Source organism: Neobacillus massiliamazoniensis, from assembly GCF_001048695.1.
GTDB classification, from domain to species: domain Bacteria; phylum Bacillota; class Bacilli; order Bacillales; family Cytobacillaceae; genus Neobacillus; species Neobacillus massiliamazoniensis.
Genome location: NZ_CVRB01000001.1, coordinates 1,394,579 through 1,416,410 on the forward strand (window position 1 = coordinate 1,394,579; position 21,832 = coordinate 1,416,410).

A 21,832-nucleotide genomic window follows, 5' to 3' on the forward strand; every position below is an offset into this window, starting at 1 on the left:
GGAGAGAAAATATGATTTCTTCACTTATGGGTTTAGGAGCTTCACTTATTGCTCCTAAGCTATTTTCGTACATAAACGATCAAAAAATCGAAGTTGTTCACGCGATGCCTGGAAGAGTGAGGCTTAAATGTGATCAATGGAAAGATGGAACGGTATCAAGCCATCTTGAACAGACATTTCGACAGCTGCATATTGTCAAACATGTAGAGGCATCTCCTATTACTGGGAGTCTATTAATAGAGTTTGTCGTCCCCAATCTTACCTCGCAGCAATTTGAAGAACTTCTAGAGCTTGCCGTTAACACCTCAGTCAATGCTTTCCCACATGTTGAAGCACAACTTATGAAAACCATGAAAAATACTATTTCATCGGTAGATGGACTTATTAAAAAAAGAACAGCTGGTAAGGCAGATGTTGATTCATTACTCTCCTTATTCTTACTCATTTATGGCGTTATAGGTCTTCCTGCCAATCCAGCTTTTTCAAGTAGTTTACTATATTGGTCATATACCATTATTACGAAAGAGAAAGGAAATGGCCATGCTACATAAGCTTGCATTAATCCATTCCATTCCAGGGAGAACAAGATTTAACTTAGGATTAAAATACGGAAAAGGTGCGGAAATAGAAGCTATTTTTCGATCCATTCCTTTCGTCTATTCAGCCTCCTATACGGGTGAAACGGGATCGATCCTGATATACCATGATACTCGGGTTACATGGAAGGATCTTTATCGAACACTTTCAAATTCAAAAAAAGAGACTCAAGAGAAAGCGAGATTCCCAATAGCTGAGGTTCTCGTCTGTTTAAGTGCCTTTGTCTTTGAACTAACAAGAGTATCACCCATTTTAACTCAAGGAACCACAAATCTTCTAAGACCATCATCATTAGCTGTTCTTTATTCCTCACAAAAGATCATAAAGAATGGGATCGTAGCTGTTATGACAAAGGGGAAACCCAATGCTGATACACTAACCTCTGCCGCGTTACTTGCATCGATTTTAAAAGGAAGCCCAAAATCAGCTCTCATCATATACTTAATGTCTACCATTAGCGAGTGGTTGACAGAGTTTACTGCCTATAAAACAAGAAATTACGTAAGGGATATGTTGAGTGTCAAGGTTGATTCTGTATGGAGAGTAGATGAAACGGGGAAAGAAGAAAGGGTACCTGTTGAACAAGTAAAGGTTGGAGATCAAGTTGTTGTTTTTCAAGGTGAAAAGGTTGTTGTAGATGGGAAAATTGTTGCTGGAGTAGCCACCATTGACGAGTCGTCGATTACGGGAGAATTCATCCCAAAAGAACTGACAACGGGTAACAATGTATTTGCTGGAAGTGTTGTGGTCGAAGGAAGTGTGAGGATTCTTGTTGAAAAAGCTGGGGACGATACAGCGATTTCTCGTATGATTCACCTTATAGAAGAAGCACAAACCAAACAAGCCCCGATACAGTCCATTGCCAATCGTTTATCAGATAAGCTCGTCCCTATTTCTTTTATTCTAGCAGGCTTAATCTATGTCGTAACAAAAGACTGGAATAAAGTATTAAATATGCTAGTGATTGATTATGTATGTGGCATAAAGCTTTCAACAGCAACGGCGATTTCTTCTTCTATTGGATTGGCCGCTAAAAATGGGATTCTTTTAAAAGGCGGTCAAACAATCGAAAAGCTAGCCCAAATTGACACCGTTATTTTAGATAAGACTGGAACGGTCACAGAAGGAAGACCGGTCGTGACGAAAGTGATTCCATTTTCAGATTGGACAGAAGACAATGTTTTAGCCATTTCAGCTTCTGCAGAAGAGCATTCTTCGCATCCGATTGCTGAAGCCATCTGTAATGAAGCAAATGAACGAAACCTTCCTATCCCAGAGCATAAGGAAATTGAGATGATTGTCGGAAGAGGAATAAAGGCGATCATTAATGATAAGTTAGTTTTGGTTGGAAGTAAATTATTTTTAACGGATTGGGATATAACCCTAGACCCACTAAATAAGTTGAACAGTGAGATTAATCAAGATGAAAATATGGTGTTTGTATCATATGATACTCAGCTTATTGGAATCATCGTGTTAGAAGACAAAGTAAGAGAAGGAATGAAAAAGACGATCAATCAATTGCGGAGACATGGCGTCGATGAAGTCATTATGTTAACAGGCGATCGCTTTCATCCTGCAAAAAAAATTGCAGATAAACTGGGAATGGATGCATTTATTGCGGAGGCACTTCCTGAAGATAAAGCTAATTTTGTCATGAAGTATAAAAGTAAGACGGACCATTTAATGATGGTCGGTGATGGCGTAAATGATGCTCCTGCTCTTGCCTATGCCAATGTCGGTATTACCCTAGGAACGAAACGAACCGATATCGCTGTGGAAACAGCGGATGTCATTGTGACAGCTGATGACCCATTAGCTTTAGCAGAAGTGATAAAAATGTCGCAAAAAACAATGAAATTAATATATCAAAACCTTATCGTCACAGTATTAGTCAATAGTGGAGCGATCTTAATGGGCACTCTTGGGTACATAACGCCAGTCATAGGAGCAGCCATTCATAATGCAGCAACGATTGCTGTTGTCTTAAACAGCGGAAAGATTATTCTATTAGGGGGAAGAGGGAGTGGAAATAAAGTATCGAATCGCTCACAGTATTACTGGTAGGCTAAGGCTCATTATTCCAGCCCTATCCGATAAAAAAGATTATTTGAATATTGAACAAATGTTTTCAGCTTTAAAAGGAATCGAAAAAGTAAGAATTGAACCACTGATACAGTCCATGGTCATAGAGTATGAACCTAATGTAGTGAGAAGGAATGTGATTCTTCGTTACATCTCCCTGTTTTTTAGGCAGACACAATTTGACCCACTGGACCGCTTAATGGCGCAGGTAAGACCGGATATAAGAAAGGATTTATTCCGATCCATATGTACGGGGTTTCTGATTTTAGTTGCGTATGTACGGAAGGGCATTAGTCCGAGACCAGATATATTTGATTATGTGGCAGTTATTTCAACAGCCTATACTGTACTTTCACATGGGGAAAACAAGATCAGACATCCAGATGTGTTAACAGGAATGGTTAGCATGTTCTCTTTAGGTGCAAATAATATTCTACAAGTAGCAATTGTCACATGGGCAGTCAATGTTCTTGAAATATTTACTGATATGAGAAGAAGTCAAAGACTTTTTTAAATATAAAATCATTTTTAGGGGGAATTTTCATGGCTTTAAACAGAGACTTTTTAATGGGGTTTGTATCAGGTACAGTAGTGGGAGCAGTTGGTTACCGTTTGTACGAACAAAACAATGGACAACTAAAAAGTTTAGTACAAAATAATCTTCCGAGCTTAAGTATCCAAGCACCAAGAGCGGACCTTACTCTTGAAGATCTTGTTAGTCAAAAGGAAAGATTAGATGACTTAATTGCAGAGAAAAAAGCAACAGCCGTTCGATAAACCAATAGGTTTTACAAGGAGCAACCATTTTTTGGTTGCTCTTTGTTTAATTGGATTTCAGAAGCTCTTCAGACCCAGTGTCCATTGATTAGAGAGCTTGTTCTCGGAATTTTATTCTGAAATTAAAGACTTGTACATATATATCAATATAAATAACATTTATAGGTGAGATGTATGTTCTATTGAAGATACTAGTTGTTTTTGTTGGTAGTCTCTTACTGAGTATAGGAATAAACGGATTTTTAGTTCCTCACCATTTGTTAGATGGTGGAGTTGAAGGAATCGCACTAATCCTGCATTATTATTTTGATTATCCAACAGGTGTAGCTGTGTGCTTTTTAGGCATGCCGATCTGTTTATATGCTTGGTTTTATGACCGAACCCTTTTTTATAATAGTTTTCTAGGTTTATTTACTGCCTCTATCCTTATTGATTGGTTAGAACCATTAAAAACTCAATTTAATCTTTCCATTTTTCCAAGCGTGTTGTTAGGTGGCATTTTCATTGGGGTGGGTGTGGGTCTCATGCTTCGATATAAGATAAGCACGGGAGGAACAGACTTATTAGCGCAGATGATCTCAAAATCTTTTTCCATAAATATTGGGGTTATTATATTAGTAATTGACTGTCTCATTGTAACCTTCGCTTTCTATACAATGGACTTAAAAACCTTCCTGTTTTCCTGTTTAACTATTATCATTATTGGAGTCATTACAGCTATAATGGCTAAATCATCTAACTTTCATTAATAACTTAGAGAATTGTGTCCTAAAAGTCGCTTTTAGGGCACTTTTTTTGTGTTATTTTAGTCATTTTAACCGACAGTAAAAAGGTAGGTATCCGACAGTAAAGCCACGTCAACCGACAGTAAAAGGTCGCAGGCCCTTTTTTTGCAAAATGATTGACATTCAAACGCCCATTTGAATATTATATAATCAAACGAATATTTGAATGTAAGAGGGGGATGGCATGAAGGAACAAGATGTTTGTGAGATTACCTGTATAGATAACGAGAAAACTGCACATGTTCAGCAGCAGTTGGAAAAAATAAATATCGTTGACATCACCAAAATTTTTAAAGCATTATCCGATGAAACAAGAATGAAAATTGCGTATGCCCTTACGCTTGAGGATGAACTGTGTGTCTGTGATGTCGCCCACATTGTCGGGGCTACAACAGCGACTGCATCCCACCATCTGCGTCATTTAAAAAGTCTTGGGCTCGCCAAATACCGGAAAGAGGGCAAGCTTGTTTATTATTCCCTCGATGACGATCATGTAAAGCAACTTATTCATATTGCCTATGCTCATCAGGAAGAAGTGTCGGAACGAAGCTAGTCACTCAATATAGAAAGAGGTGTTCGACCATGGGTGAAACCATTGAAAAACAAGTTTACCGTGTCCAAGGCTTTTCCTGAACGAGCTGTGCCGCTAAGTTCGAAAAGAACTTAAAACACCTGGATGGTGTTGTCGATGCAAGTATAAATTTTGGCGCTTCCAAGATTACCATCTACGGGAATGCCACAATAGAAGATATAGAAAAAGCCGGTGCCTTTGATAAATTAGCCATTTTTCCGGAAAGTGAAAAGCAACCGACACCTGCTAAAGAATCTTTCCTAAAACGTTACGGTCTCTTAGGGACAGCTTTATTGTTCCTCATGACCGGCTATCTTTTTTCCGAAAACATATTTTTCGCAGCCGCAATCTTAATAGGGGGATTTCCCCTTTTTAAAACAGGGCTGAAAAATTTAATTCAACTTGAATTTGATATGAAAACACTGATGACCATAGCAATTATTGGAGCAGCAATCATCGGTGATTGGCGTGAAGGAGCGGTCGTCGTCATTCTTTTCGCCATCAGTGAGGTGCTCGAACGATATTCAATGGATAAAGCGCGGGCCTCGATTCGGTCGATGATGGAAATCGCTCCGGCTGAAGCATCCATCATCCGGAACGGGCAAGAGCTAACATTAAAAGCAGAAGAGATCGAAGTAGGCGACTTGATGCTCGTAAAGCCTGGGCAAAGGATCGCCATGGATGGCGTGATTGTTGAGGGAGCATCAACCGTCAATCAAGCAGCGATCACTGGCGAATCCCTTCCTGTCTCAAAAGCCATAGATGACGAAGTTTTCGCCGGAACATTAAACGAGGATGGCTATCTCGAAGTCAAGGTTACCAAACTCAGCGAGGAAACAACGATTGCAAAAATCATTCATTTAGTAGAAGAAGCCCAAGGGGAAAAAGCACCGTCCCAAAGATTTGTTGACATATTTGCGAAGTATTACACGCCGGTCATCATGATAATTGCGGCACTAGTAGCCCTCGTCCCGCCGCTTCTGTTCAACGGTGCCTGGCACCAATGGATTTACCAAGGTCTCGCTGTTTTAGTCGTCGGCTGTCCATGCGCCCTTGTTATTTCCACACCGATTTCGATTGTGACGGCCATTGGCAATGCCGCGCGAAACGGTGTGCTAATTAAAGGCGGAACATTCCTCGAGCAAGCCGGAGCATTAAAGGCAATTGCTTTTGACAAAACCGGAACATTGACAAAAGGAACGCCAGTCGTAACGGATTTCGTAGATTTTTATAAAAAGGAACCTAATGAACTCTTTGCGTTAATTGCAGCCCTTGAAAGCAGGTCGCAGCACCCGCTCGCGTCTGCTATTCTCAATAAAACGGGAAAGCATGATCGTCAAGTTGAAGATTTTTCATCGCTAACAGGAAAAGGGATTAAAGGCACAATCGCTGGAACGGAATATCTCATAGGGAATATCAAGCTGTTTACGGCTATCCCTGTAGAGGTCATGGAGCAAATCACTACGCTACAGGCCCAAGGGAAAACCGTCATGATTGTAGGCACCAACGAAGAGATTCTGGCTCTTATGGCAGTCGCCGATGAAGTGCGTGAAAGCAGCCGAACCGTGGTTGAGAGCCTTCATCGGATGGGAATTGAACAAACCATTTTGCTAACAGGTGATAATCAGAACACAGCCGAGGTCATCGGCCGCTCCGTTGGGGTGTCAGGCACCGAAGCGGAACTGCTTCCGCAGGATAAATGGACCTTTATTAAAAAACTAAAAGAGGAGTTTGGGAGTGTTGCCATGGTTGGCGACGGGGTCAATGATGCGCCGGCGCTTGCTTCAGCCACCATTGGGATTGCGATGGGCGGAGCGGGAACCGATACCGCCCTTGAAACGGCAGACATCGCATTAATGAATGATGATCTTAACAAACTACCTTTTACGATCAAATTAAGTCGAAAGACATTAAGAATCATCAAGCAAAACATCACCTTCTCACTTACTGTAAAACTGCTGGCGCTACTCCTGGTTGTTCCTGGTTGGTTAACCCTTTGGATCGCGATTTTTGCTGATATGGGGACAACGCTGCTCGTCACTTTAAATGGGCTTAGGCTGTTAAGGGTAAAAGACTCGTCATCACGTATCGACAAAGATTTTCAGAAGAAAATAGCTTAGTTGGTACATTTTTGTTTAGAGGGGATTTAGGGGGAGCTAACATGGGTCACCATCATCATCACCATCATGGTCATGCACATGGCCATTCACATACAAGCAATAAAAAAGCGTTACTTGGTTCCTTTTTGTTGATTTCTGCTTTTTTAGTAGTGGAAGTGATTGGCGGAATCATCACGAATAGCCTTACCCTGCTATCGGACGCAGGTCATATGCTCAGTGATGTCGCATCGCTCGGATTAAGCTATTTTGCAGTAAAGCTGGGGGAGAGAAAAGGCACTCAAGAAAAAACTTACGGCTACAAACGCTTTGAAATTATCGCTGCCGCGCTGAATGGTATAACTTTAATCGTTGTCTCGGTTTTAATCTTTTATGAAGCATTTCACCGCTTATTCGCTCCACAAGAGGTACAAAGTACTGGGATGCTGCTTGTCTCGATATTAGGATTCGTCGTAAACATCATCGCCTTTTGGATGTTGATGAAAGGCGACAAGGATGAAAATCTAAATGTACGAAGTGCTTTTTTGCACGTACTCGGTGATATGCTTGGTTCTGTAGGCGCCATTGTCGCTGCCCTCTTGATCATGTTTTTCGGTTGGGGCATTGCCGATCCTCTTGCCAGCGTGATTGTTTCTGCGTTGATTTTAATTAGTGCATTCAGGGTCACAAAGGAATCTTTTCATATATTAATGGAGGGGGCTCCAGAGCAAATTGATGGTGAGCAAGTCAAGAAAGTATTAGGGAGGATTCCAATGGTTAAAGAGGTCCATGACTTGCATATTTGGACGATTACCTCCGGCTATCCCATTTTAAGCTGTCATCTTACCATCGCGGATCACGGAGTTCATGACGAGGTTCTCTCCTGTGCCCAAAAAATTCTCCACGATGAGTTTGCTATTGAACATAGCACCATTCAAGTTGAAAGGGCCGCCAATGGCTGCCCGAGCCCGCATGGTACATGTAATTAGATAATGTAAGAGGATGTCTCGAAAGGATTTGGGGGACATCCTCTTTTCATTTCTAATTTTAAAAAATCAGAACGTGGATAGGCAAGTGCACATAGCCTATTAAGAAAAATGAGAGTCAATATTATAGGAAGGGAGCAGGTGCTTATGCCTTCAATTATTAGTAAAGTAGATATCTTGAACGTCACTGTGTTTGGAGTTCTCCACTTTGGAGACACTGCCTATACCACTCCAAAAACTTTGTCGAAAACTGGAGAAGGTTCTGGGGCAGGTAACACGGGGGGACTCATTCTTGCCAATAATGGTGGAAGTGGAGTGAATTATATTATCCCTCATGTTATTGAACAGCCTATAATCGGTAATCGTTAATTTTCTTTCCTCAAAATGGGTTGCAATTTCCTGAATAAATTTTTAGAATAAATAAACAGGAATGTAAGAATGAGGTGTACCCATTGGTTATTGAATATTTAGCAGCACTCATTATGCCAGGATTACTTGTTTTGCTTTTCACCCGGGTCACGTATAATCGGTTGATCGGCTTGGCCTTAACCGTTGCCCTCATTGCTGGTTCGGTATATAAAGGATATACAAATTCATTTGTCCTCATCGTCATCGATGCCTTTTCATTAACGGCCGGTTTTTGGCTTGCCACTAAAATGAAGCCACTGGCGGTGAAAAAAATCTAGTCCTTGTTAAGTCTGCGATTATTCTGGCAGGCTTTTTTGTTGGTTAGATTCTCCGTTTTACACTCTCTAACACATGATAATTTTAAAAAAATCGAATATTAGTTCGCATATTGTTGGTTAGTTTTTAGTGCTTTGTGTTAAAATGGTTATATGGAAATTTACCGGAGAACCTTTTCAGCAGAGCACCCGGTCCGATCGCAGTTTTTCGAAGCTGAAAAGTAAATAGGAGGAAAAAAAGTGAAGGACCAATTTGAATTAGTTTCGAAGTATTCGCCGCAAGGGGATCAGCCGGAAGCAATACGCCAACTAGTCGAAGGCATTCGCAGCAACAAACGCCACCAAACACTTTTAGGTGCAACTGGTACCGGTAAGACGTTTACGGTTTCAAACGTGATAAAAGAAATAAATAAACCGACACTCGTGATTGCCCATAACAAAACGCTCGCTGGCCAGCTTTATAGTGAATTCAAAGATTTTTTTCCTAACAATGCAGTTGAGTACTTTGTCAGCTACTACGATTACTATCAACCAGAAGCCTACGTTCCACAGACCGATACCTTTATTGAAAAAGATGCCAGCATCAACGATGAGATTGATAAACTTCGCCACTCGGCGACCTCTTCCTTGTTTGAGCGGAAGGATGTCATCATCATCGCCAGTGTCTCGTGCATTTACGGTCTCGGTTCTCCGGAAGAATATAGTGAGATGGTGTTGTCGCTACGCACCGGAATGGAAATTGAAAGGAATCAGCTCCTTCGTAAGCTAGTCGATATCCAATATGAACGAAACGATATTGATTTTAAACGGGGAACGTTCCGCGTTCGCGGCGACGTAGTGGAAATTTTCCCAGTTTCCCGGGATGAGCATTGTATCCGCGTCGAGTTTTTTGGCGATGAAATTGATCGAGTTCGTGAAGTTGATGCCCTCACAGGGGAAATCATCGGCGAGCGCGACCATGTCGCGATTTTTCCGGCATCCCACTTCGTAACACGAGAAGAAAAGATGCGAATTGCCATTGAAAATATTGAAAAAGAACTAGAAGAACGGCTTGCTGTTCTTCGTGAGCAAAATAAATTACTTGAGGCACAACGGATTGAGCAGCGGACACGCTATGACCTCGAAATGATGCGGGAAATGGGCTTCTGCTCGGGAATCGAGAATTACTCGCGTCATCTCACATTGCGTCCTGCAGGTTCAACACCGTACACGCTGCTTGATTATTTTCCCGAGGATTTCTTAATAGTGATCGACGAGTCGCACGTGACCCTGCCGCAAATCAGGGGAATGTTCAATGGTGACAAGGCCCGGAAGGGAGTGCTGGTCGAACACGGCTTCCGTCTGCCGTCAGCGCTCGACAACCGTCCGCTTATGTTTGATGAATTTGAAAAACATATTCACAACATCATTTATGTTTCAGCGACGCCTGGCCCCTTTGAAATTGAACATACGCCTACAATGATCCAGCAAATCATCCGCCCGACCGGCCTTTTGGATCCAACGATAGAAGTCCGGCCGATTCAAGGTCAAATTGACGACTTGATTGGCGAAATTCACGAACGGGTGAAGCGGAACGAACGGGTCCTTGTAACCACTTTAACGAAAAAAATGTCCGAGGATTTAACCGATTATCTCAAAGAAATTGGCATTAAGGTGCAGTATTTGCATTCCGAAGTGAAAACGCTCGAGCGGATTGAAATCATCCGTGAGCTCCGTCTTGGTAAATACGATGTCCTTGTCGGAATCAACCTTCTTCGGGAAGGGCTAGATATTCCGGAGGTTTCGCTTGTGACGATTCTTGATGCTGATAAGGAAGGCTTCCTTCGTTCGGAACGCTCCCTCATCCAGACAATTGGGCGGGCAGCCCGGAATGCCAACGGGAAAGTCATTATGTACGCTGATAAAATGACGAATTCAATGGAAATAGCGATCAGCGAAACGAAACGCCGTCGCTCTATCCAGGAGGAATACAACCGGAAGCACGGCATTACACCGCAGACAATTCAAAAGGGTATTCGCGATGTGATTCGCGCCACTCATGCGGCAGAAGAACAGGAAGATTACAAACCATCTGCAGCGTTTGGGAAGATGTCGAAAAAGGAAAGAGATCGTTTAATTGGAGATATGGAAAAAGAAATGAAGGAAGCCGCCAAAGCGCTTGATTTTGAGCGTGCGGCAGAGCTACGTGATTTACTATTTGAATTGAAAGCGGAAGGACTATAATAACGATGGCAATGGATAAATTGATTGTAAAGGGAGCACGAGCTCATAACTTAAAAAATATTGATGTCACCATTCCAAGAGATCAGCTTGTAGTGTTAACGGGGCTTTCCGGATCCGGAAAGTCGTCGTTGGCCTTTGATACGATTTATGCTGAAGGGCAGCGGCGCTATGTTGAATCCCTTTCTGCCTATGCCCGTCAATTCCTTGGGCAAATGGATAAGCCGGATGTGGATGCCATCGAAGGTCTGTCCCCAGCGATTTCCATCGATCAAAAAACAACAAGCCGGAACCCACGATCCACGGTAGGAACAGTGACAGAAATCTATGATTATTTACGGTTATTGTTTGCGCGTGTCGGACATCCGACTTGTCCGAATCATGGGATTGAAATTTCCTCGCAAACCATTGAGCAAATGGTTGACCGAATTTTAGAATTTCCAGAACGAACGAAAATGCAGATCTTAGCCCCGGTCGTTTCCGGAAGAAAAGGAACTCATGTAAAGGTCCTCGAAGATATTAAAAAGCAAGGCTTTGTCCGCGTTCGCGTCGATGGCGAAATGCTCGACATCGGAGATGATATCGAGCTTGAAAAAAATAAAAAGCACTCGATCGAAGTGGTAGTTGACCGGATCGTTGTCAAAGAAGGCATTTCTGCAAGGGTAGCAGATTCTCTTGAAACTGCACTCGGTCTTGGCGAAGGCAAGGTCATTGTTGACGTCATGGGTGAAGAAGAATTGTTATTCAGCGAAAATCATTCCTGTCCTCATTGTGGTTTTTCCATCGGGGAACTCGAACCACGGATGTTTTCTTTCAACAGTCCGTTCGGTGCTTGTCCGGAGTGCGACGGTCTTGGATCCAAACTAGAAGTGGATGTTGACCTCGTCGTTCCAAACCGTGATTTGTCATTAAAAGAGCACGCGATCGCTCCTTGGGAGCCAACAAGTTCACAGTATTACCCGCAGCTGCTTGAAGCGGTTTGCAACCATTATGGAATCAATATGGACATTCCGGTTAAAGATCTACCTGGACACCTTTTTGAAAAGATTTTATACGGTTCCAACGGTGACAAAATTCATTTCCGTTACGAGAATGATTTTGGGCAAGTCCGCGACGGCTATATTGAATTTGAAGGTGTTATCCGAAATGTGGAGCGCCGTTATAAAGAAACGAGCTCGGATTACATTCGAGAACAAATGGAAAAATACATGGCCCAGCAGTCATGCCCAACCTGTAAAGGCTACCGCTTGAAAAAGGAAAGTTTAGCGGTGCTGATTAACGGTCGCCATGTTGCTGAAGTAACAGATTATTCCATCGAAGAAGCGATGCAATTTTTCACAGGATTAAAGCTTTCGGAAAAAGAAGTCCAAATTGCTAGATTGATTTTACGTGAAATTAATGAGCGTCTCGGTTTTTTAGTCAATGTCGGACTCGATTATTTAACCTTGAGCCGAACGGCCGGCACACTTTCCGGCGGTGAAGCACAGCGGATTCGTCTTGCCACACAAATTGGTTCACGCTTAACAGGGGTTTTATATATTTTAGACGAACCGTCCATTGGTCTGCATCAACGCGATAATGACCGTTTAATCGGGACATTGCAAAGCATGCGCGACATCGGAAATACCTTGATTGTTGTTGAGCATGATGAAGATACGATGCTTGCCGCCGACTATTTAATTGATATCGGTCCCGGTGCCGGGGTGCACGGTGGGGAAGTGATTTCTGCCGGCACACCTGCGGAAGTCATGGCCGATCCAAACTCGCTGACCGGACAGTACTTATCTGGGAAAAAGTTCATTCCGCTGCCGATTGAGCGCCGCAAGCCAGATGGCAGATATATCGAAATCAAAGGGGCATCCGAAAACAATTTAAAAAATGTAAACGTGAAGATCCCGCTTGGCATGTTCATCGCGGTTACCGGTGTTTCTGGCTCTGGGAAAAGTACTTTGATAAATGAAATTTTACACAAATCGCTAGCCCAAAAGCTTAATAAAGCTAAATCCAAGCCGGGAGCACACAAAAGTATTAAAGGGATCGATTATCTAGAAAAGGTGATTGATATTGACCAGTCTCCAATTGGTCGGACGCCGCGTTCCAACCCGGCAACCTACACCGGCGTTTTCGATGACATTCGTGACGTGTTTGCTTCAACCAATGAAGCGAAAGTACGCGGTTATAAAAAAGGTCGTTTCAGCTTTAATGTGAAGGGCGGCCGTTGTGAAGCGTGCCGAGGCGATGGCATTATAAAAATTGAAATGCACTTTTTGCCTGATGTTTATGTTCCTTGCGAAGTGTGTCACGGGAAACGCTATAACCGTGAAACGCTCGAAGTGAAGTACAAGGGCAAAAATATTTCCGATATTCTCGATATGACAGTTGAAGATGCATTGTCATATTTCGAAAACATTCCAAAAATCAGCCGTAAGCTGCAAACCATTTATGATGTCGGTCTCGGCTACATCACTTTAGGTCAGCCCGCCACCACTTTATCCGGTGGAGAGGCGCAGCGCGTTAAGCTTGCCTCCGAGCTGCACCGTCGCTCAACAGGTCGCTCCTTTTACATTTTGGACGAACCGACAACAGGTCTGCATGTCGATGACATTTCTCGGTTATTGGTTGTCCTGCAGCGACTCGTCGAAAATGGCGACACCGTCTTGGTCATCGAACACAATCTCGATGTCATCAAAGCAGCCGACTACCTTATCGACCTCGGACCAGAGGGCGGCGACAAAGGTGGTACCATCATCGCCACTGGAACACCAGAAAAGGTTGCGGAAGTACCGGAATCATACACTGGCCGCTATTTAAAGCCGATCCTCGAACGTGACCGGCTCCGAATGAAAAAACAAATGGACGAAAAAGAAAGTGTGAAGAGCTAAGCCCTATGGGTTTTGGCTCTTTTTTTTGTTGAAAAGTTCCGAACTGTCCCCAATGATCTAGAACGAAATATCTGCCTTCGCGGAATCGCAGCAATCCGATCCAAAGAGAACATATTTGGGAGGTAGAAAACGGTCGTTCGCGGAATAAACGCGAAACTTCGCGGAAAAAAACTAAAATCCCGCGGAATAAACTGAAAAACCCGCGGAAAAAACTACAAATCACGCGGAATAAGTTCGGAAATCTGCGGAATCCCAACAATCCGATCCAAAGAGAACATATTTGGGAGGTAGAAAACGGTCGTTCGCGGAAAAAAACTAAATCTCCGCGGAAAAAACTGCAAATCACGCGGAATAAGTTCGGAAATCCGCGGAATCCCAACAATCCAATTTCAAAGAAGACATATTTGGGAGATAGAAAACGGTCGTTCGCGGAATAAACGCGAAAATTCGCGGAAAAAAACTAAAATCCCGCGGAATAAACTGAAAAACCCGCGGAAAAAACTGCAAATCACGCGGAATAAGTTCGGAAATCCGCGGAATCCCAACAATCCGATTTCAAAGAAGACATATTTGGGAGGTAGAAAACGGTCGTTCGCGGAATAAAAGCGAAACTTCGCGGAAAAAAACTAAAATCCCGCGGAATATACTGAAAAACCCGCGGAAAAAACTGCAAATCTCGTGGAATAAATTCGGAAATCCACTAAATCCCAGAAAAAGTAAAATAAGTATAAATTGAAAATTTTTTGAAATATAAGTAAAATATAAGTAGTAATGCTAAAATTTGGATGTGACCATGGTTTAAAATCATTGTGAATCCTGATTTTCTTAACCTTGCTTTTTTTTCCACGGACTTATTTAGATCAACCGGGCAGGAAGCTATTCGTCAGTAATATGTTTGCCGATGGACTGCAGAAATTTTTTGAAAAAAAACCGAACATACTAGATCGATTTATAATTTTTCTCGAAACTTTCAGATTCCCTATTCGTAAATATGGGATAAAGGAGTTGAAGTGAAGTGGATTCGAGAAGGGTACTTTCTAGTTTGTGCTATTTTAGTATTTTTTTTGCGGGATTTATTTTTCCGCTTGTCGTCTATTTAGCTTCAGGGGATGAAGTGACAAAAATGCATGCGAAAAAGTCACTGTTATCCCATTTAATTCCCCTTATTCTATTGCCGTTTCTAGTTGTGGCGATTATTTATGACGCTCAAGGCAATCAAGTACCATTATTTACGATTGGATGCATTGTCATACTCGCTTTGACGATTTTGATTGTTGTCATCTGGAACATTATTAAAGGAGTAAAGGTCCTTAGCGCAGAATAAGCTTTATTAATAATATATGAGGAGTGGATGATGATGAATGAAGAAAGAAAGCGGATTTTGAAAATGGTAGAGGAAGGGAAATTAAACGTTGAGGAGGCACTAACACTCCTTGAGGAGCTCGAAAAAGCAAAGCAGTCGATGGAAAAGAAAGAGGAGCAGATTTTGCAAGAGCTGTCGCAGGCAGTTAAGTTTGAAGAGGCGAAGAAAGAGGAGACATTTCAAGAGAAAATGAAGTCGACAAAGGAGAAAATATTTGAATTTGTTGATTCCGCATTAAAAAAAGTGAAAGACCTGGATCTAGATTTTAATTTCGGTCAATCAGTTGAGATTTCGCATATTTTTCATCACAGTGATGTTTACATAAAGGATATGGATATTGACGTAGCAAACGGGAAAGTGACAATTGCTGCTTGGGACCAAAATGATGTAAGGATTGAGTGTCAGTCCAAGGTATATCGGGTTGAAACCCAGGATGAGGCTCGGCAAAGCTTTTTAAAGGATGTTATTTTTGCGATTGAAGGAGAGAAATTACGTTTTACTACCCAACAGAAATGGATGAAAGTAGAAGCTGTGATTTATGTTCCGAAATCGCAATATGAGCGGGTGCGGATTCGCATGTTTAATGGATCCATTTCAGGTGAAAACTTACAAGTACGTGATTTGCGTGTGAAGACGGCTAACGGTAAAATTAACCTTGACCATATCATCAGCCAAAAGGGAGAGGTTGAAACAGCCAACGGCCCGATTCAAATACTTGGAAGCGCCATTGGAGATTTGGAAGTCGAAACGATTAACGGTACAATTAAGCTTGAAGGGGATTATCAAAAGCTTGAAACGCAAACGTTTAATGGGAATACTACATTTAATCTTCAAGGGGAACGCTGTGAATTTGTTTCAGCGAAGGCCACAACAGGCAGCATTGATTTGTATGTTCCTGAAGGGATTCCGGTAAATGGCGAGCTGAAGACGAATCTAGGCGGCTTTAATGTTAAACTGGATGGCATTCAAATTTTAGAAGAGAAAAGTGAAATGGTGCAAAAGCTACTTCGTTTTCAATCAGTTAATCACCCAGACAAGATGCTAAAGATTTTTACGGATACGAAAACAGGCTCGATTACAGTTCATAAATCGGAAGCAATGAAATAGGAGTGGTATCATGGCCAAATTAGTACGGTCGCGGACGAATCGTAAGCTCGCTGGGATTTTAGGAGGATTGTCAGAAGTCGTTGGAATCGATGCAAAGATGCTTCGCATTCTCTTCTTGGTGCTTATGTTCCTAACTGCCTTCATGCCATTTATGTTACTATATGTTTTGATGATATTTATCTTACCAAATGAACAGGATGTTTAATTATGAAATGGCTTCTTAGTTGCTTGATCAATGCTGTTTTGTTTATGGCCCTAGCGGGATATTTTCGTGATAGCATTCATTTAACAGGATTTTTTGCCGCATTGCAGGCAAGTATTTTATTATCTATTTTAAATATTTTGGTACGGCCGATCTTGATTTTGTTTACCCTACCGGCAACGATCTTAACGTTAGGTTTGTTTTTGTTTGTCATCAACGCGATTACCCTTGAGATGACCGATGCCCTCATGGGAAGCGCCTTTGACATTTCCAGTTTTGGCATGGCTATGTTAATCTCCATCATCATGTCCGGCGTCAACCTCGTCATCCAAAAAACCATTCTCAACCCAAAAAAAGATTAACCTAAGCAAAAAAAAGTGCCTGACACCCTTCTCTGGTGTCAGGCACTTTTTTTGGTGTCAGGCACCATAAAAGACTGTCCACTGTGGACGTACAAATGTACACGAAGGGTGTCAGGCACCCAACAAGACTCACCCATTAATCAAGGTGGATGTATGCGTTAAATCCGTTGGCTTTTAGGCGTGCGGCCAGGTCCTTGGCGTTTTTTCGTTCGGCGAAGGCGCCGGCTTGGACTTTAAATTGGCTGTTTTCACTGTAGATAAACGAGTTAAAACCTTTAGACTTTAAGCTGGCGACTAGATCGTCAGCATTTTTTCTTTCCGAAAAGGCACCGACTTGGACTTTAAAGAAGGCTTGTCCTCCTGGGGTAGGGACTGATTTTTTCACTAAATGGTACTGATCGGCGATTCCTTGGACGATTGCTTGTGCACATGTTCGTTGAAAAGCTTCTGTCTTCATTCGTGCAGCTTCATCCTTGTTCGTGTAAAATCCGCATTCAGAAAGAGCTGCTGTCATGTGGGTTTCTCTCAGGACGTGGAAGTCAGCGGTTTTTACACCTCGGTCTCTTAATCCAGTCATCACTACTAAATGTTGTTGAATTTTTAACGCAAGTTCATAGGCCTCTTTTGGTTTTGTCAAATATACGTAAGTTTCGATTCCATTTGCATCATTCCAGGTTGTACCATAAGCGTTGCCGTGAATCGATACATAGGCATCGACCATGAGCCGGTTCGCATCATCTGTCCTTTCCTGTAAAGGGACATCACGTGCATCGGAGTGGGCCAAATAAACAGTTACATTTTGGTAGGTTTCTAGAATGTCCTTCGCATATGCTGCCACCATCCGAGTGAACTCGTATTCCCTTATTCCGTCGGGACTGCGCTTTCCGGCAGTACTGTAACCATGGCCGGCATCAAGCATGATTTTCATTTCATCATCTCCTTAATCTTTGTATTTTTGAAATAATATTCCCGCTATTATAATAGGGTTTGAGGTTGTCAAAAGGACATGGTCAAGTGCTAGTTATTGCGAATTTTTTTAATGAAGCCAGCGATCCACAACTTTATCCGCCTTATCCGCAACTTTAGCTGATCGAGGCGCTTCCGCTATTCATAAAAAAAGCAATCGACTTAATCGTCGATTGCTTCTTATCCCGCATTAACGGGCAGTAAGACCCCCACCTAAAGATTTAGAGAGAAAAGAAAATAGGTGGGGGATAACTGCCCGTAAAAGCCCGATTGGTTCAACTAACCATCAGTGGGGGATGAAGAAAACCCCCACTGATGGAAGTTTCACTTTATCGCTTCATTGTATGAACAAATCGGTAACGGTCCGCTCGGAAGGATGATTTTACGAGCTCAAACGGTGTACCATCCCCTAGATAGGAGGTCCTGACAATAAATAGGATAGGTGCACCTTCTTCAATTGCTAAATCTTCGGCCTCCTTCACTCCTGCGATCGAGGCTTCAATTTCCTGTCTTGCTTCACTGATGGAAAGTGATAGATTCTCTTCAATATAGCGGTATAAGGACTGGTTACTATTCTCTTCGGTCAGCCCAGGGACAATCCTTACAGGGATATATGCCGTTTCGAGCGCCATCGGGGCACCGTCTGCTAAGCGGATTCGTTTTATTTTATAAACTGAATCATTTTCCGCGATGAAAAGCTCCTCTGCGATCTTGGAATCGGCAGGGATTCTATCAAAGGAGAGGAGCTTGCTGCTCGGAGTCATGCCTCTTGATACCATATCTTCCGTGAAACTTGTCATTCCTTGCAGCTCTTGCTCCACCTTCTTTTTATTGACAAATGTTCCGCGCCCTTTTTGACGATAAAGATAACCTTCTAGTACTAAATTATTTATGGCCTGGCGGACCGTCATGCGGCTGATTTGGAATTTTTCAGCAAATTCCCGCTCAGAAGGGATGGCGTCATCTTCCTTTAAATCACCACTTTCAATTTGCTGCTTAATATATGCTTCAAGCTGATAGTAAATTGGAATAGGCGAATTTTTATTAATCATTTTAATTCTCCTTATCGAAAACAGTTAATGCATCCTCATCGGCAATAATGGTGACATTCTTATGGTGCATTAATGCGGATGCAGGAAAATCCTCACTCCATTTCCCAGTCATTAAGCAGGCAATGGCTTGCGCTTTTTTCACACCTGATGCCAGTAGAAAAATTTCTCGACTGTCAAGTATGCTAGCAATTCCCATCGTGATGGCATGGGTGGGAACATCTGCAATCGATTGGAAAAAGCGAGAATTGGCCACTCGCGTGTTTTCAGCAAGATTGACGATGTGTGTGCGGCTGTCAAAAGCTGTTCCCGGCTCATTAAAACCAATATGACCATTTTCACCGATGCCTAAAATCTGAAGATCAATGCCGCCAATCTCCTGGATGAGAGTTTCATAACGAGCACATTCTATGTCCAAATCCTTAGCATTCCCGTTTGGAATATAGGTGTTTTCATGCTGGATGTCCAAATGGTTAAATAGATTGTTTTTCATAAAATCATGATAGCTGTTTGAATCTCCAAAAGGTAGTCCAATGTATTCGTCCAAATTAATGGTTTTAATATTTTTATAAGAGGTACTATTGTCTTTATGATCTTTAATTAAATATTGATAAACTCCTATTGGTGTACTACCGGTTGCAAGCCCAAGGACCATACTAGGATTCGAGCGGATCTTTTCAACCATCAGCTTTCCTGCTTGCTTGCTCATGTCTTCATAGTTAGAGACACGGATTATTTTCATATCTCTTCCCCCCGTTTATAGGCCATTTTTCCGCGGCAAATTGTTACGTCGACCTCAAAATCATTGCTTAAAATGGTTAGGTCGGCATCCTTTCCAACCGTGATACTTCCTTTTCGGTCATAAATATTTAATTGCTTTGCGGAATTGACGCTCGTCATTTTAACGGCTTCAAGCAAAGAAATTTGTGCAAATTCTATCGTATTTTTAAAAGAATCCTTCATTTTTAAAATACTTCCTGCCAAAGTACCGTCCGCAAGGGTCGCCTTGCCGTCCGCAACCATTACATCCTGTCCGCCAAGATCGTAAACGCCGTTTTTCAAACATTTTGCTCTCATCGAGTCTGTTATTAAAATCATCCCATCAGCCCCTTTTGAGCCAATCACGAGCTTGATGACTTCTGGTCTGACGTGTATGCCGTCCGCAATCAGTTCCACCATTAATTCTTTAAAAAGTAATGCCGAACCCGCTGTTCCTGGCTCACGATGATGAATACCGCGCATGCCGTTAAAAAGGTGTGTGACTTGCTTTGCTCCAGCTTCGACCGCTGTTTTAACTTGATCGTAAGTTGCGTCTGTGTGGCCGATTGAAGCAATCACACCATTTTCATTACAATAACGAACAAATTCCGTACCATTCTCCAATTCAGGAGCAACAGTGACTAACTTAATTCCGCGATCGGCAATTTCTTGCCAGCGGGCAAATAATTCGATATCCGGGTTAAGAATGTATTCTTCCGGCTGTGCACCTTTACGATTTTTATTAATAAATGGTCCTTCTAAATGAACACCGATTACCTCTGCTTGGCCAACATCATTATGTTGAGCTTTATAATCTGCCGCGTTTCGCAGTGCTTTTTCAATGTTTTCATGCTTTTGCGTAATCGTGGTCGCTAAAAAGCTGGTTGTCCCTTCGGCTGGCAGTGCTTTTGCCATTGTAGTTAGGGCTGCCGTTGTTGCATCCATCGTATCGGCACCGGCAGCACCATGAATATGAACATCTATAAAACCTGGAACAATGGTTTGATCTGCAGCAATCTCAATGGTTTCCGTTGTTCGCAAATGGGAAGGAACCTCTTGGATAGGTCCGATTGTTTGAATTTTTCCGTTTTCGATAAAAATGTAAATAGACTCAAGGATCTCGTTTTCAACGACCGCTTTGCCATGGACCAAAAGAAGTAGGTTCATGTGTTTCATCTCCATTCGTACTCGGTTTAGTTGTCTATACCACTAGTATATTATGAGTTGGAATAGTTGTCTATACCACATTGCCTAAAAGGTAAATTTATTTGGTTCTGTTTCAAAAAATGCTAAAATAAATAGAAGTGAAAAGCATAGTAAGCACAATACATTCCACTAGGAGTTTGAACTTTTTTTGAGGAGGAACATTCTTGCCAAAAGTACTTACGAAGGATCTTTTTGAAAAATTTCAGCTAGAATTGATTAGCGGTGAAGAGGGGATCAACCGCCCGATTACAACGAGTGATATTTCCCGACCTGGTATTGAAATGGCGGGTTACTTTGAATTTTACCCGGCCGAGAGAATCCAGCTTTTAGGAAGAACCGAACTTTCCTTTTTTGAAGAGCTTCCAGAAAGTGAGCGGGCCCTGCGAATGGATCGGTTATGTACCGACATTACTCCTGCCATTATCATTACAAGAGGGTTTGAAGTACCGAATGAACTCATTGAGGCGTCCGAACGCGAGTCTGTTCCCGTTCTGCGCTCTGGAATAAAAACCACTCGTCTCTCAAGCCGTCTAACCAATTTTTTAGAAAGTAAGCTTGCTCCGACAACGGCTGTACATGGTGTATTGGTGGATATTTACGGTGTCGGTGTTTTAATTACCGGAAAAAGCGGCGTCGGTAAAAGTGAAACCGCTCTTGAACTGGTCAAGCGCGGCCATCGCCTTGTAGCCGATGATTGTGTCGAAATCCGCCAAGAGGATCAAGACACGTTAGTTGGGACTTCTCCTGAACTCATCGAGCATTTATTGGAAATCCGCGGACTGGGAATCATTAACGTGATGACATTGTTCGGTGCAGGTGCTGTTCGCAGTAACAAGAAAATTTCCCTTGTCATAAGTCTTGAAAATTGGGATTCGAAAAAGCAATATGACCGCCTTGGCTTGGATGAGGAAAAAATGAAAATCATTGATACAGAGATTACGAAGCTAACCATCCCTGTTCGCCCTGGACGAAACATTGCTGTTATTATTGAGGTAGCCGCAATGAATTTCCGTCTTAAACGAATGGGAGTCAATGCAGCTCGACAATTTACAGAGCGCTTGTCTGAAGTAATTGAAGAAGGCGACCTTGAAGAATTGTAATCCACAAGTAAAATAACTAGAAAATTGATAGAGGAG

At 42.2% G+C, this 21,832-nt stretch carries 21 protein-coding genes; 17 read left to right on the forward strand and 4 right to left on the reverse strand.

Annotated features, from left to right (window positions below):
• Positions 1-11: 11 nt before the first annotated feature.
• The 16 genes from BN1082_RS06555 to BN1082_RS06630 all read left to right on the forward strand — a co-directional run bounded on the left by BN1082_RS06555 (position 12) and on the right by BN1082_RS06630 (position 16,716).
• On the forward strand, positions 12-551 hold the full coding sequence (locus tag BN1082_RS06555; protein ID WP_090632452.1) for an HMA2 domain-containing protein: 540 nt from the start codon (positions 12-14) through the stop codon (positions 549-551).
• Positions 535-2,664: a heavy metal translocating P-type ATPase gene (locus tag BN1082_RS06560; RefSeq protein WP_245640337.1), complete on the forward strand. Its 2,130-nt coding sequence runs from the start codon at positions 535-537 to the stop codon at positions 2,662-2,664. The genes BN1082_RS06555 and BN1082_RS06560 overlap by 17 nt, the downstream gene beginning before the upstream one ends.
• Positions 2,624-3,196 (forward strand): HMA2 domain-containing protein, encoded by a 573-nt coding sequence (locus tag BN1082_RS06565; RefSeq protein ID WP_090632455.1) that lies wholly within the window; start codon positions 2,624-2,626, stop codon positions 3,194-3,196. The genes BN1082_RS06560 and BN1082_RS06565 overlap by 41 nt, the downstream gene beginning before the upstream one ends.
• A 29-nt stretch (positions 3,197-3,225) precedes the next feature.
• Positions 3,226-3,459 (forward strand): hypothetical protein, encoded by a 234-nt coding sequence (locus BN1082_RS06570; protein WP_090632458.1) that lies wholly within the window; start codon positions 3,226-3,228, stop codon positions 3,457-3,459.
• A 170-nt stretch (positions 3,460-3,629) separates the two neighbouring features.
• Positions 3,630-4,208: a YitT family protein gene (locus BN1082_RS06575; protein WP_425412113.1), complete on the forward strand. Its 579-nt coding sequence runs from the start codon at positions 3,630-3,632 to the stop codon at positions 4,206-4,208.
• 220 nt (positions 4,209-4,428) lie between these two features.
• Positions 4,429-4,797 carry an ArsR/SmtB family transcription factor gene (locus BN1082_RS06580; RefSeq protein ID WP_090632462.1) on the forward strand — a complete coding sequence of 123 codons (369 nt, stop codon included), beginning with the start codon at positions 4,429-4,431 and terminating at the stop codon, positions 4,795-4,797.
• A gap of 29 nt (positions 4,798-4,826) precedes the next feature.
• The gene (locus BN1082_RS06585; protein WP_090632464.1) at positions 4,827-6,935 is read left to right on the forward strand and encodes a heavy metal translocating P-type ATPase; all 2,109 of its coding nucleotides are present in this window, start codon (positions 4,827-4,829) and stop codon (positions 6,933-6,935) included.
• A 41-nt stretch (positions 6,936-6,976) separates the two neighbouring features.
• Positions 6,977-7,900 carry a cation diffusion facilitator family transporter gene (locus BN1082_RS06590; protein ID WP_090632467.1) on the forward strand — a complete coding sequence of 308 codons (924 nt, stop codon included), beginning with the start codon at positions 6,977-6,979 and terminating at the stop codon, positions 7,898-7,900.
• Positions 7,901-8,044: 144 nt separating this feature from the next.
• Entirely contained in the window at positions 8,045-8,266 is a 222-nt protein-coding gene (locus tag BN1082_RS06595; protein ID WP_090632471.1) for a spore germination protein, read from the forward strand.
• 83 nt (positions 8,267-8,349) lie between these two features.
• Complete coding sequence (locus BN1082_RS06600) at positions 8,350-8,583, forward strand: CsbA family protein (RefSeq protein WP_090632474.1); 234 nt, start codon at positions 8,350-8,352, stop codon at positions 8,581-8,583.
• A 237-nt stretch (positions 8,584-8,820) separates the two neighbouring features.
• On the forward strand, positions 8,821-10,803 hold the full coding sequence (gene uvrB / locus BN1082_RS06605; protein WP_090632478.1) for an excinuclease ABC subunit UvrB: 1,983 nt from the start codon (positions 8,821-8,823) through the stop codon (positions 10,801-10,803).
• A 5-nt stretch (positions 10,804-10,808) separates the two neighbouring features.
• Positions 10,809-13,682 carry an excinuclease ABC subunit UvrA gene (gene uvrA / locus BN1082_RS06610; protein ID WP_090632481.1) on the forward strand — a complete coding sequence of 958 codons (2,874 nt, stop codon included), beginning with the start codon at positions 10,809-10,811 and terminating at the stop codon, positions 13,680-13,682.
• Between the two features lie 1,015 nt (positions 13,683-14,697).
• Positions 14,698-15,006 carry a magnetosome magnetite crystal formation protein family gene (locus tag BN1082_RS06615; protein WP_090632484.1) on the forward strand — a complete coding sequence of 103 codons (309 nt, stop codon included), beginning with the start codon at positions 14,698-14,700 and terminating at the stop codon, positions 15,004-15,006.
• 33 nt (positions 15,007-15,039) lie between these two features.
• On the forward strand, positions 15,040-16,152 hold the full coding sequence (locus BN1082_RS06620; protein WP_090632487.1) for a DUF4097 family beta strand repeat-containing protein: 1,113 nt from the start codon (positions 15,040-15,042) through the stop codon (positions 16,150-16,152).
• A 10-nt stretch (positions 16,153-16,162) separates the two neighbouring features.
• Positions 16,163-16,357, forward strand: coding sequence for a PspC domain-containing protein (locus BN1082_RS06625; protein ID WP_090632491.1), 195 nt, complete (start codon positions 16,163-16,165; stop codon positions 16,355-16,357).
• Positions 16,358-16,359: 2 nt separating this feature from the next.
• On the forward strand, positions 16,360-16,716 hold the full coding sequence (locus BN1082_RS06630) for a phage holin family protein (RefSeq protein WP_090632494.1): 357 nt from the start codon (positions 16,360-16,362) through the stop codon (positions 16,714-16,716).
• Between the two features lie 136 nt (positions 16,717-16,852).
• Here the strand turns inward: BN1082_RS06630 and BN1082_RS06635 are convergent, their stop codons facing one another.
• The 4 genes from BN1082_RS06635 to nagA all read right to left on the reverse strand — a co-directional run bounded on the left by BN1082_RS06635 (position 16,853) and on the right by nagA (position 20,657).
• Positions 16,853-17,644, reverse strand: a complete 792-nt coding sequence (locus BN1082_RS06635) for an N-acetylmuramoyl-L-alanine amidase (RefSeq protein WP_090632499.1) — start codon at positions 17,642-17,644, stop codon at positions 16,853-16,855.
• Between the two features lie 367 nt (positions 17,645-18,011).
• Positions 18,012-18,734, reverse strand: coding sequence for a GntR family transcriptional regulator (locus tag BN1082_RS06640; protein ID WP_090632503.1), 723 nt, complete (start codon positions 18,732-18,734; stop codon positions 18,012-18,014).
• 1 nt (position 18,735) lies between these two features.
• Positions 18,736-19,473 (reverse strand): glucosamine-6-phosphate deaminase, encoded by a 738-nt coding sequence (gene nagB, locus BN1082_RS06645; protein WP_090632507.1) that lies wholly within the window; start codon positions 19,471-19,473, stop codon positions 18,736-18,738.
• On the reverse strand, positions 19,470-20,657 hold the full coding sequence (gene nagA, locus BN1082_RS06650; RefSeq protein ID WP_090632510.1) for an N-acetylglucosamine-6-phosphate deacetylase: 1,188 nt from the start codon (positions 20,655-20,657) through the stop codon (positions 19,470-19,472). Before nagA ends, nagB begins: the two co-directional genes overlap by 4 nt.
• A gap of 203 nt (positions 20,658-20,860) precedes the next feature.
• On the opposite strand from nagA, the gene hprK reads away from it, so the two are divergent.
• Complete coding sequence (hprK, locus tag BN1082_RS06655; RefSeq protein WP_090632514.1) at positions 20,861-21,796, forward strand: HPr(Ser) kinase/phosphatase; 936 nt, start codon at positions 20,861-20,863, stop codon at positions 21,794-21,796.
• The last annotated feature ends 36 nt before the right edge of the window (positions 21,797-21,832 follow it).